This is a genomic window from Arcticibacter eurypsychrophilus (assembly GCF_001730525.1).
Taxonomy (GTDB): domain Bacteria; phylum Bacteroidota; class Bacteroidia; order Sphingobacteriales; family Sphingobacteriaceae; genus Arcticibacter; species Arcticibacter eurypsychrophilus.
Window position 1 is genome coordinate 37,270 of the sequence record NZ_MDFN01000012.1, and the last position, 11,876, is coordinate 49,145.

The window sequence follows — 11,876 nt, forward strand, 5'->3', positions numbered from 1 at the left end:
TTTAGGTTGCTAATATGTTAGCGCTGGATTTTTAATCCATCAAAAATCAAGACATCATACCAAGGGATAAAAATCCAATCATTTCTTAAAGGAAATCTTGCCTTTGAGAACATTATTCCGGTCCACTTTTTCTATTAAGCACGTTTTGCTGGCTATAAGGGTTTGTTTACTAGTTGAAATGTCACGTTTCTTAATCCTGGCATCCATTCCTAACATAAGAAGATTGCCTACATAACTCATTTGTTTGATCTTTTCTTCCCGGCCTGGATAGTCAGATGGTTGAGTATTTACCCCTTCTATGGGGTATTCTGATGGATTTTCAGATTGAAAGGTGCCGATGATTGCGCAGGGACTAAACGCTACACTGTTTAACAAGATGCTTTCATTGGTTTGATTTATAGAGGAATAGAGCATCAATGACATGCTTACGAGGATTAGGCAATCCTCAGGAACCGGTTCTGTAAAGGAGATGACCCGTCCTTCTACACTTTGATATCCTTCCAGATCGATATCCTGTACGCCCAGATTTTCATAATACTCTTCCCTGAAGTTGAAAGCGACTAGCATTAGTCGGATGCGGTGTTTCATATAGGCTCCGCTTGCATTCTTTGGCCTTTTGATCTCTGTCTTGGTATTTAAGGAACCAAGGGTAACACTTACTAAACCATCTACGCTTTTATTAACTTCATGGGTTATTTGTAGCACTTCATGCAGTTTGCTATTTGCATTGAAGTCTAATCCTTGTAAAAAAGAAAGGTCGCCATCATGCAGATCCCTTTTCCCTTTCTCTCCGCTTACATTGTTCAATATTGACCGATACACAAGTTGGGTGCTTCTATACGCTGCTGTTCCGTCTTTAAAAAAATAAGCCGGTTCAAATGCTGTCCGGATAACCGCTGCTGCAGAACTCGAAAGTCCAAACTCATTAGCGCTCCTGATTGTTTTTTCAGTTTGCTTAAATGCCTTTGGTTTACCCTGGATGATGTTCTTCCCCCGATACCCGCGGTATATTACTGAACCTGCGGTTCCGTGAACCATTCCTTTTTGATCTATAGTTGCCATGTGATATAATTTATACAGGCAAAGTACTCCATTAGGAAATCCAATAACAAAAGAAAGAGGAAATTTTCCAATATCTTCTCCTATACGTATAAATTTTCTATAAGAGTGCAGGTAAATGAATTAATGTTAAAGGTAAAAATAATGTAATAATTATCTGTGTTAAGTCCGACTTTAACTAGCCAGGATCGGAGTGATACCAGAGGCTTATGCGATTCTTTCCAGAAGGAAATACACGGGATAGTATAGATGATAACCTTTCTCCTACTCAACTTATCAGTCCTGGAGGTTAGGTTAGGGAAGTCACTAATTCCGAATAGGTAAAATTGTTTATTCATGGGAGTGGTTTAAAATAAGGTTTTGGATTCTAAAAGTATTAAGGCCAATTTAAAATAGTGGCTTTTGTACCTGAGGCTCGGGCGATTGTCATCGAGGTCAATATCTCACATTCAAATTAAATGCAACGCCCAAGCTATTACGTTTTACTATCCTGGCCTGACTAGATCGCTTCACGAAGGTTCCATTTGAAAGCAGGCTTGCGGATAAGTATAATGCTTCCCCTCTTTTCGGCTCCGTTTCATTTTTAATCCACTCTAATGTAACTATCACATCATCAGCCAGGCTTATGTCATAAGGCTTTAGGTCGACAGAAATTAATCCTGTTTGCTTTGCAGCAACAGGTATTAAAATATTTTGCGACAATATATTTTGAAAAGGCCTTCCGTTTTTCATGTCATAAATATTTAACCGAAACCATACCCTGGTACTCAGTCTGTTATAAGATATGTGAAAATTAAATGCATCGACAAAAACAGGCTGCGTTCTGACAGGAATCTTGATGCCCATTTCAGTGCCGAGCAGGTTATTAAATGGAGTGCTCAGAAACTTAGAGGTCGTTTTATTGCCAAGAACCTTTTTTCTTAATTTCTTAGAAGTAACCAGCACTTCTTTAAGCTGATTAATATCCTTGGCAAGCTTAATGGTAACACCATCTTTTAGGGCTAAAAGTTCATTTATTTTATAAACCTGCGATTTATATCCTATCATAGAAATCCGAAGGCTATCGTTAACTGAGGCATCTGTAATCCTTATTTCGAATTGACCACTCTCGTTAGTTACAGTTCCGATTTCTGCTTCTAGGGTTCCAATATTTACATAGGGCAAAGGTTTCCCTGTATAGCTGTCAAATACAGTGCCTTTAAGCGGCATGGCATTAGTGCCGGTTTTTTCGGGTTTTATCAGGCTAGTAGTTATTTTATCCGATCTTTTTAATTCATTATAATAATCATCAAATCCTTCTATGTTTTTTAGCTCTTTATGTAAAAAAAGTCGTGTACTTTGTAACACATTATTATAGATATCCAGCTTATGGCTTGAAGAATTGAGTAGAAACGGAATGCAGGACAGATCTTCATGCCCGCTATTTGTAAAGCATAAATAATACTTTTTTATTTGCACCTTGTCGTAGTAAGAATATTGATCTACAGGCCGGGGACTGTTACTATTTCCGCTTTTCAGGTATAAATAAGAAATGTCTTTTATTCTTTCGTTGAGCAGTGCTGAACCAACTATTTCCTTCAAATTCTTATCATCGTCTTCGCTTTCTCCAAAAACATGGTTCTCGCTACCGTCAAGTGAAACAAGGGCTTTTATTTCCGCGTTTCTGCTGATTAAAACCCCTGCACTCATACCTCCCCAACTGTACCCTATAACTGCCATCTTTTCAAAATCAATCTGAATCTCGTTTTGATTTTTGAGTGCATTTATTGCGTATTCAGCATCGTATACCTGTTCCATCATATCTGCCTTTTTATCGGTCATATTTCCCGGATAGCGGCCAACAGAAGAAATTGAAAGAACAACATATCCACTTTCGGCCAGGTGTTCAAGGAGTTTGTAGTTTTCGAAGCTCATCCCGTTTAACCCTGCCATATAGAGAATTAAAGGCATTTTCTCTCTCGTCGGAATAGAGTTTCTATAGCTGTTGGTTTTGATTACTAAGAGATCTCTGGCATTTTCAGGCTTCAGTCCAGATTCCAATGCAAATTGTAGCGCAAGTTCTGCTGTGATTCCGGTGTAATCATCTTTGTCCTGGTACTTGTTAGCCCGCAGTTCAAAAAGTTTAAGTAAATCCCCGAAAACCATGCTGTAATTTTTTTTCTCTAAAGAGGGATACCAAACATCTAAATCAAGAGGCCTGAAGTGTAACCGGTCTGCTATGGGGGTGTCAGCCTTGTAAAGTCTGGAAGAATCAACTAGTGTTAAGGTTTTAAAGCCCGCTAGAAACGCCTCTGTATTAACCTGGCTAGATGCTTTGATGAAGCATGCGGTTAGTAGAAAACTAAATAAAATTGGTCTCACTGATATGCTATTTTGACGAACAACCAAAATACGGTGAACTCCTCTCTTTTTGGTAACCTTAACAATCTTTAACAAGAATCAGAACCCTGTTAGACCTCCACTAAGTTGACACTTTTCCATTTTTCAGAATAAAGGTCGTTTTCTTATACAATGTAAGATAGACTTTTCATGAATTCGTTTTGGCCGTTACAGACTAGAGAATAGAAATAATGCTACTACTTCTCTACCTTGAAAGTAAAATGTCTTTGAGAGAAATAACTGAAAATAGCCAAAATAATGGAAGTCAGAACCTTTGCAATCGTTGGGTAAAAAGCAAATGCTTCAACCATTAATTTCATGAAAGCATAGTTAAAATAACTGAAAATAGCCAAAATTAAAATGTCTTTGAGAGAAATAACTGAAAATAGCCAAAATAATGGAAGTCAGAACCTTTGCAATCGTTGGGTAAAAAGCAAATGCTTCAACCATTAATTTCATGAAAGCATAGTTAAGCATGAGGTTGGTAACTACTATGGAGCCATAGCGGAAAAGCTGAATTCTACCTTTCAATTTTGAATCCGTAAAGATCAAGTATTTATTTAAAAGGAAACCGATTATGAAGGTAATAGTGCATTCAATGGCCAGAGCGGCGATCGGGGCGGTCACTAACAATTTGGAAAGCCGGATGTCTTTTTGTTCTAATATATAATTGTAGGCCAGGTAATAGACAACAATTCCGGTTGCAAAGGTAGAACCACCCGTTGCAAGGTATCTAAAAGTGTCACGAGAAATCCAGCGGGAAAATGGTGGGAAGAAAAAATCTATACAGGTTAATATTGCTTTTCGCATAATTAGAATGTGCACGAAAGTAAGAATCAAAGCGAATTTTCCGGCAAACTGCGGCTATTATCATGTAACATAAAGTTCATAAGGCGAAAAATACCCTACTGATGTACTTTGCCACGTGCCCGCAGCCAGGGTAATTGTAATTTCGATAAGACAACATTCAATTCGAGTATTTTTAGGTGATCAGGCATATATAGATTTTAGAGAGCAATTTTTATAAAGGCAAGTTAAAATATTTGCTGGAATTAAAATTATCTATCATTATTTCCTTGTTATTTGATAATTTAATGTGATAACAAATCCATGCTTTCAACCAAAGCAGATCTTTGCCTATAAGCCTTACAGATGTTTTTATTTTTCCGCTGATTATCATAAACTCATTCTATTAATCAAAAGAATTTTTTATTTTTGATAATGAGTTTTTCATGATGAAAACATGAAAATGTTGGTCTGAGAATAACGCTTATATAGATCCGCAGACTCCTTTGGCTATAGGGGTTGATCAGTTGGTGGAGGTGATTTACAACTCTTACAAAACGTTTCCTGGTAGAAAGTTTAGTTTAATTGCTCAGGCAGACTGTCATCACGGTAGCGGTCGTTTTATGTGGGAACTTGTTGTGGCTAACCAGGATGTCGTAGAGGGAATGGATTACTTCGAATACAATGAAAAAAATCAAATTATCCGTATCATCGGTTTCTTTGGCCTTTTATTATCGACTAGCAAAAAGAGTGAAGTAACCCGAACACGAATAAACCAAACCACATGATTTCGAATTTAAATAATGGCAAATAAAAGGGTCCAAAGCTATGTAGGGAGTAAACAGATTACAATTGAAGATGAGCTAAAAGGCATATCATTTCCTGCTATAATACATTATCCAACTTTGGAATCCCCCACGCTTGTGGCTTTCGGGCCTTACGTGATGGAAGTAAGTGTGGATTCCATAATAATGGAAGGGCAGTTTCCCTTAATAGTCATATCTCATGGCAACGGCGGATCACATTTACTATACCGTACGATCAGCATGCATTTAGCCCGGCATGGTTACATTGTGGTTATGCCCGAGCACTATGGAAACAATCGCAATAACAATACTCTCGAAAACACGGAGGAAAACCTCGTGCTTCGACCCCGCCATATCAGCATAACCATTAATGTAGTGACACAAATGGCGTTTTTTCAGGAAAGTCTTTTACTTGAAAGCATAGCGGTGATCGGGCATTCTATGGGAGGATATACCGCTTTAGCTTTAGCAGGCGGTGTACCTTATACGCGGGAAGGGAAAAAAGTAGATGTTGCTGCTGACCCCAGAGTAAAAGCCTTAGTACTGCTTGCTCCCGGAGCCGGGTGGTTTGCTGATAACTTACAAAAGGTAACCGTCCCGATTTTGCTGCTGACGGCTGAACATGATCCAATTACGCCTGACTGGAATGCTGCAGTTGTTATTAACGGTGTTCCTGATTCATCTATGGTTACTTTTCGAAAAGTTGATAACGCGGGACATTTTTCCTTTTTAAGTCCATTCCCTGAAACTATGAGAAACCCGAACTTCCAACCAGCTACTGATCCACAAGGCTTTGACCGGGAGATATTTCATCAACAGCTTCAGGTAGAAATTTCTATCTTTTTAAATGCTATCCTGATTAAAACTTCCGGCTTAAAATGGTAGTTCCTCAAACTTCATCCAAGTCATCTATTACGGAAAAATTCTTTTAGTTTAGTGCCCTGAGTTATGATAACTTAAAAATCCTTAACCAACTAGTATGAATGACATTGAAAAGTATTTTCGGGAGAACGATCAGCGCCTGATACATAAATGGAACCATTATTTTGACGTCTATGAAAAACATTTCAGTAGATTTAGAAATAAGGAAGTCGTAATCCTGGAAATTGGAGTGTCTCAGGGAGGAAGCCTGCAGATGTGGAAGGATTACTTCGGTGTAAATGCAAAAATATATGGCATTGATGTCAATCCTAAGTGTAAGGATTTAGAAGAAGAGAATATAAAAATATTTATAGGTTCTCAATCTGACCGAAAATTTCTAAAGACAGTGAAGCAGCAAATGCCTCCTATAGATATCCTGATAGATGATGGAGGACATACCATGAATCAACAGATTGTGAGCTATGAGGAGCTTTTTTCGTCTATCAAAGACAATGGGGTTTATTTTTGTGAGGATGTTCACACCTCTTACTGGTTAGGCCATGGGGGCGGTTATAAAAGGCGCGGAACCTTTATTGAATACAGTAAAAAGTTCATAGATCTTTTAAATGCCTATCATTCTGAACAACGAGCGTTAAATGTTAATGATTTTACACGTTCAGTTGATTCAATTCATTTTTATGACAGCATTGTTGTCGTTGAGAAAAAAAAGAGATCTGCTCCTTTCGATGAAAAGACAGGTATAACTTCCTTTCAGAATAACAAGAAAACGAAGCTGCAGAAGATTCAGGATAGATTGATTAAAGAATCACTTACTACGATAAACAAAACACTGCGTTTTTTCAGATTAGGGGGATTTATCTGGAAATAACCGGATTCGTGTATAATAAAGCAAAGCTTCACCTTCTTATAAAGACTTCATTTTTTTAACCAGGTTCTCTACCACTTTAGGATAATGAAGGTGTTCGAGTTGCTGACCTTTAAATTTGATCATTTCAATATCGTCATTTTTGTCGATCCTGTAACGGGATTGATGAATGATCTCTCCGTCATCAAAGTTTTCATTCACAAAATGAATGGTGATGCCTGATTCTGTTTCCTTATTATCCAGAACAGCTTGATGTACCCGATCGCCATACATTCCCTTGCCTCCGTATTTAGGGAGAAGGGCAGGGTGGATATTGATAATTTGGTTGGGGAACGCTTTTAACAAATTTTCAGGAATGAGCCATAGGAAGCCAGCCAGAACAATCAGGTCAATTTCCATCGATTTGAGGAGCTTAAGAATGGTATCCGTTTTGGTGAATTCATACTTATCAAAAACATGAGAAGGGATCTCAAAATTGTCGGCACGTTGAATGACATAGGCACTGGGGTTGTTGCAAAGTATAAGGGCTACTTCAGCGTCGGGATGCTTGTTGAAATGTTCCATTATCTTTTGAGCATTTGACCCTGAACCTGAAGCAAAAATAGCAATCCGTTTTTTGAGTGGCATATTGAATGAAGTATGTTCAAAGATATATTTTATTAAGGAAGAAGCGAATTAACGTCTGCTTTCCTTTTGATAAGGATCAAAATGATTTTTGAAATCAGCAGATTTGACGGTCATTGTTGGATTGTCAGGTAACAGGTTTTCAATTGTAGTTCATATATGCATCAGATGGCAGCGCGGTGTGAATTTAAAAAATTAGAAAATGTAACTCCTATTTCAAAAAAAAGGGGTATTGAAAGTAGTTGAGGATAAGGTGATTCTGTAATAAATGCACTTGTTTGTTTTTGTGTAATCGGCTTTTAAACGCAATCTGATTTAATTAAAGGTGCATATACGTAAATTTCTTTAAAAATAAACGGCTAAGTGTTTGATAATTAATTAAACATTCCTATCTTTGCCGTCCCTTTCGAGGGATTTACATTGCCTTGAACGAAGCCCTACTGCTTCGATGGGCTTAAAAAGAATTAAATAAAAATGTCAGGTATTATTGGAAAAAAAGTAGGAATGACCAGCATTTTCGATGCCGATGGAAGAAACATTCCATGCACGGTAATTGAAGCTGGCCCTTGCGTTGTTACGCAGCTTCGTACCTCTGAAATTGACGGTTACGAAGCAATTCAGTTGGCTTACGATGAGAAGAAGGAAAAGAACACTACTCAGCAGCTGAAAGGTCATTTCGCAAAAGCAAACACAACTCCAAAGCGTAAACTTGTGGAGTTTAAGTCGTTTGATGATGTGAAAAGTCTGGGAGACACAGTAACTGTTGAGATCTTTGCTGAAGGAGACTTCGTTGATGTCGTTGGTACATCTAAAGGTAAAGGTTTTCAGGGTGTAGTGAAACGTCACGGTTTCGCCGGTGTTGGTATGGCCACTCACGGTCAGCACAACAGACTGAGAGCTCCAGGTTCATTAGGTGCTTCTTCATGGCCTTCCCGTGTATTCAAGGGTATGCGCATGGCTGGTCGTACAGGTGGTTCACGTATTAAGGTTCAAAATCTTCAGGTTTTGAAAATATACGCAGAACAAAATTTATTGGTAGTTAGCGGTTCAATTCCGGGAGCTAAGGGTTCTTACGTAATCGTTGATAAATAAGATGGAAATTAACGTAGTAGACATATCAGGTAAAGAAACAGGAGCCAAGGTGCAACTGTCTGATGCGATTTTTGGCGTTGAGCCTAATGATCACGCGATTTATCTTGACGTTAAGCAATATCTTGCTAATCAACGTCAGGGAACACATAAATCAAAACAGCGTAATGAGATTGCAGGTTCAACCCGCAAGTTATATAAGCAAAAGGGTACAGGTGGTGCACGTGCTGGTAGTATAAAATCTCCATTATTCAATGGCGGTGGTCGTGTATTTGGTCCTCAACCCCGTGATTACAGTTTTAAACTGAATAAGAAGTTAAAGCAACTTGCGCGCAGGTCAGCTTTATCTTACAAGGCGAAAGATAACAGTATCGTGATACTGGAAGATTTTGTTTTTGATTCAGTGAAGACTAAGAATTACCTTCAACTGGTAACAGATTTGAAGGTGGCATCTGAGAAAACGCTATTGGTTTTAGCAGTTGCTAATAATAATGTGTATTTATCAAGCAGAAACATTAAATCAGCGAAAGTAATTACTGCCGATCAGTTAAACACATATGATGTGTTAAACGCAGGAAAGCTAATTCTGACTACCGGTTCTGTTAAAACATTAGAGGAGGCATTTGCCAAGTAGTATGGAAATTTTAAAGAAGCCTATATTAACGGAGAAAGCAGCTGCATTAACTGAAAAGTTTAACAGATATGCTTTTAAAGTAGATCACAGAGCCAACAAATTGCAGATTAAAGGTGCAATTGAAAAAATGTTTGGTGTTAGCATTAGTGCTGTAAACACCATGGTGGTATCTGGTAAAGCAAAGAATCGTTATACTAAAGCTGGATTTGTATCAGGCCGTATGCCTAAGTACAAGAAAGCAATTGTAACGCTTAAGGATGGAGAAACTATTGACTTTTACAGCAATATTTAAATAGAACATGGCAGTTAAAAGATTTAAACCGGTTACCCCTGGTACTCGTCACCGCGTAGGAGGCGATTACTCTGATGTTACTACAAACGTTCCTGAAAAATCGTTAATAGTTTCCATCAAAAATTCGGGTGGTAGAAATAATACCGGTAAAATGACTATGCGTTATCTCGGTGGGGGACATAAACAGTCGTACCGATTGATTGATTTTAAACGCGATAAAAAAGATATCCCCGCAAAAGTTGCCACAATTGAGTACGATCCAAATCGTACAGCTCGTATAGCATTACTTCATTATGTTGATGGAGAGAAACGCTATATTATAGCGCCAACAGGACTTAAGGTTGGACAAACCGTGGTATCTGGTGAAGCATCAGCTCCGGAAGTTGGAAATGCAATTCCTTTGAAGAGCATTCCATTGGGTTCAATTATTCACAACATTGAAATGAACCCAGGACAGGGAGCAATCATTGCACGTAGTGCAGGAACATATGCTCAGCTATCTGCTCGTGACGGAAAGTACGCTATTATCAAATTGCCTTCAGGCGAAACTCGTATGATCTTGTCAACTTGTATGGCAACAATCGGATCGGTTTCTAACGCAGAAAGATCTAACGAAGTGTTAGGTAAGGCTGGTAGAAAACGCTGGTTGGGACGTCGTCCTCGTGTTCGTGGTGTTGCCATGAATCCAGTCGATCACCCGATGGGTGGTGGTGAAGGAAGATCATCAGGTGGACATCCTCGTTCTAGAAATGGATTGTTAGCTAAGGGCTACAAAACTAGAAACAAGAAGAAAATTTCGAGTCGTTACATCATTGAAGGGAGAAAGAAATAATGGCACGTTCAATTAAAAAAGGTCCTTATATCGATCATAATTTAGAAAGCAAAGTGCTTACTATGAACGAGATTAGCAAGAAGTCTGTAATCAAAACCTGGTCTCGCCGGTCAATGATTTCTCCGGATTTCGTAGGACATACATTTGCAGTTCACAACGGTAACAAGTTTATTCCGGTGTATGTAACTGAAAACATGGTTGGTCACAAGTTGGGAGAATTTGCTCCAACAAGAACATTTAGAGGTCACTCTGAAAAGAAGAAATAAGGAATGGAAGCAGTAGCAAAATTAAATGATTGCCCTACCTCTCCTCGTAAGATGAGATTGGTTGTTGACCTGATCCGTGGTGAACGTGTTGAAAAGGCACTATATATATTAAAGTTTACCAATAAGGAAGCTGCACAACGAGTTGAAAAACTTTTGTTGTCAGCGATCAAAAACTGGGAAGCTAAGAATGAGGGTCAACGTCCGGAAGATAGCGGTTTGTTTGTGAAAACAATAACTGTTGATTGCGGACGTCAGTTGAAGAGACTTAGACCTGCGCCTCAGGGCCGTGGTCATAGAATCCGTAAACGTTCAAATCACGTTACCCTTGTAGTGGACAGTAAGACTGTGGCAGAGAATATTGAGAACCTTGAATCAGTAACTAATTAAGGAAAATGGGACAAAAAGCACATCCAATAGGTAACAGACTAGGAATCATCAAAGGTTGGGATTCTAACTGGTTCGGTGGCAACAACTATTCCGATAAACTAGTTGAAGATGAAAAGATCAGAAAATATCTTTCTGTACGTATAGCTAAAGGTGGCGTTGCCAAATTAGTTATCGAGCGTACATTAAAGCGAATCACTGTAACAGTACACACAGCTCGCCCAGGTATAGTAATTGGTAAAGGTGGAGCGGAAGTTGATAAAATCAAGGAAGAGTTAAAGAAACTGACTAAAAAGGAAGTTCAGATTAACATCTTTGAAATTAAACGTCCGGAACTTGATGCTCAATTAGTAGCTGAAGGTATAGCGAAACAACTTGAAGCGCGTATTTCTTTCCGTCGTGCAATGAAAACCTCTATCGCATCAACAATGCGTGTGGGTGCAGAAGGAATTAAGATCATGTGTTCTGGTCGTTTAGGTGGTGCTGAAATGGCTCGTACTGAACAATATAAAGATGGAAGAATTCCATTGCATACGTTCCGTGCTGATATTGACTATGCATTAGCAGAAGCGCTTACTACTTATGGTAAGATTGGTGTTAAGGTATGGATCTGTAAAGGTGAGGTTTATGGCAAACGCGATTTATCTCCAAACATCGGTCAAACAACCGGAGTAAGAGGCAGAGCAGGAGAAGGTAATTCTTCTTATGGTGCTGGCGAAAGAGGAGAGCGAAGAGGCGGAAACGATAGACGTACTAACGACAGACGTGGTGGACCGGGTAACGGACCAGGTGCTGGTGGCGATAGCAGAGGTGGAAATCGTGGTGGTAATAGCCGTGGTGGAAGCGCTGGTGGACCTGGTGGCCAAGGTGGTAACCGTCCAGGCGGTCAAGGTGGAAGTCGTCCTGGAGCTCCAGGTGCTAACCGCGGCGGTGGCGCTGGTGGTGCAGGATTTCGCCCTAAGAAATAATTGTCAAACA

15 protein-coding genes are annotated in these 11,876 nt (G+C 39.1%); 10 read left to right on the top strand and 5 right to left on the bottom strand.

Annotated features, from left to right (window positions below):
- Positions 1-78: 78 nt before the first annotated feature.
- From BFL47_RS08070 to BFL47_RS08080, 4 genes are all read right to left on the bottom strand, one after another.
- Positions 79-1,062, bottom strand: a complete 984-nt coding sequence (locus BFL47_RS08070; protein ID WP_069659301.1) for a hypothetical protein — start codon at positions 1,060-1,062, stop codon at positions 79-81.
- A gap of 432 nt (positions 1,063-1,494) precedes the next feature.
- Positions 1,495-3,420, bottom strand: coding sequence for a carboxypeptidase-like regulatory domain-containing protein (locus BFL47_RS08075; protein WP_139125790.1), 1,926 nt, complete (start codon positions 3,418-3,420; stop codon positions 1,495-1,497).
- 215 nt (positions 3,421-3,635) lie between these two features.
- Positions 3,636-3,758: a hypothetical protein gene (locus BFL47_RS20355; protein WP_262482885.1), complete on the bottom strand. Its 123-nt coding sequence runs from the start codon at positions 3,756-3,758 to the stop codon at positions 3,636-3,638.
- A gap of 10 nt (positions 3,759-3,768) precedes the next feature.
- Positions 3,769-4,248 (bottom strand): GtrA family protein, encoded by a 480-nt coding sequence (locus BFL47_RS08080; RefSeq protein WP_069659303.1) that lies wholly within the window; start codon positions 4,246-4,248, stop codon positions 3,769-3,771.
- 482 nt (positions 4,249-4,730) lie between these two features.
- Between BFL47_RS08080 and BFL47_RS19590 the strand changes: the two genes are divergently transcribed.
- The 3 genes from BFL47_RS19590 (at position 4,731) to BFL47_RS08090 (ending at position 6,780) form a co-directional block, all read left to right on the top strand.
- Entirely contained in the window at positions 4,731-5,012 is a 282-nt protein-coding gene (locus BFL47_RS19590) for a hypothetical protein (protein WP_139125791.1), read from the top strand.
- 15 nt (positions 5,013-5,027) lie between these two features.
- A complete protein-coding gene (locus BFL47_RS08085; RefSeq protein WP_069659304.1) occupies positions 5,028-5,915 on the top strand; it encodes an alpha/beta hydrolase family protein in 888 nt (295 codons plus the stop codon).
- A 94-nt stretch (positions 5,916-6,009) separates the two neighbouring features.
- Entirely contained in the window at positions 6,010-6,780 is a 771-nt protein-coding gene (locus tag BFL47_RS08090) for a class I SAM-dependent methyltransferase (RefSeq protein ID WP_069659305.1), read from the top strand.
- Positions 6,781-6,816: 36 nt separating this feature from the next.
- On the opposite strand, the gene purN is transcribed toward BFL47_RS08090, so the two are convergent.
- The gene (gene purN, locus BFL47_RS08095) at positions 6,817-7,404 is read right to left on the bottom strand and encodes a phosphoribosylglycinamide formyltransferase (RefSeq protein ID WP_069659306.1); all 588 of its coding nucleotides are present in this window, start codon (positions 7,402-7,404) and stop codon (positions 6,817-6,819) included.
- 471 nt (positions 7,405-7,875) lie between these two features.
- Between purN and rplC the strand changes: the two genes are divergently transcribed.
- Genes rplC through rpsC form a run of 7 tightly spaced genes read left to right on the top strand, consistent with a single transcriptional unit; the run spans position 7,876 to position 11,866 of the window.
- Positions 7,876-8,493, top strand: coding sequence for a 50S ribosomal protein L3 (gene rplC, locus BFL47_RS08100; RefSeq protein WP_069659307.1), 618 nt, complete (start codon positions 7,876-7,878; stop codon positions 8,491-8,493).
- Position 8,494: 1 nt separating this feature from the next.
- On the top strand, positions 8,495-9,124 hold the full coding sequence (gene rplD, locus BFL47_RS08105; protein ID WP_016196853.1) for a 50S ribosomal protein L4: 630 nt from the start codon (positions 8,495-8,497) through the stop codon (positions 9,122-9,124).
- Between the two features lies 1 nt (position 9,125).
- Complete coding sequence (gene rplW, locus BFL47_RS08110; protein WP_016196852.1) at positions 9,126-9,416, top strand: 50S ribosomal protein L23; 291 nt, start codon at positions 9,126-9,128, stop codon at positions 9,414-9,416.
- A gap of 7 nt (positions 9,417-9,423) precedes the next feature.
- Positions 9,424-10,248 carry a 50S ribosomal protein L2 gene (rplB, locus tag BFL47_RS08115; RefSeq protein ID WP_016196851.1) on the top strand — a complete coding sequence of 275 codons (825 nt, stop codon included), beginning with the start codon at positions 9,424-9,426 and terminating at the stop codon, positions 10,246-10,248.
- The gene (rpsS, locus tag BFL47_RS08120; protein ID WP_016196850.1) at positions 10,248-10,514 is read left to right on the top strand and encodes a 30S ribosomal protein S19; all 267 of its coding nucleotides are present in this window, start codon (positions 10,248-10,250) and stop codon (positions 10,512-10,514) included. The genes rplB and rpsS overlap by 1 nt, the downstream gene beginning before the upstream one ends.
- Positions 10,515-10,517: 3 nt before the next feature.
- Positions 10,518-10,901 (top strand): 50S ribosomal protein L22, encoded by a 384-nt coding sequence (gene rplV / locus BFL47_RS08125; protein WP_016196849.1) that lies wholly within the window; start codon positions 10,518-10,520, stop codon positions 10,899-10,901.
- 5 nt (positions 10,902-10,906) lie between these two features.
- A complete protein-coding gene (rpsC, locus tag BFL47_RS08130) occupies positions 10,907-11,866 on the top strand; it encodes a 30S ribosomal protein S3 (RefSeq protein ID WP_069659308.1) in 960 nt (319 codons plus the stop codon).
- Positions 11,867-11,876: the final 10 nt, after the last annotated feature.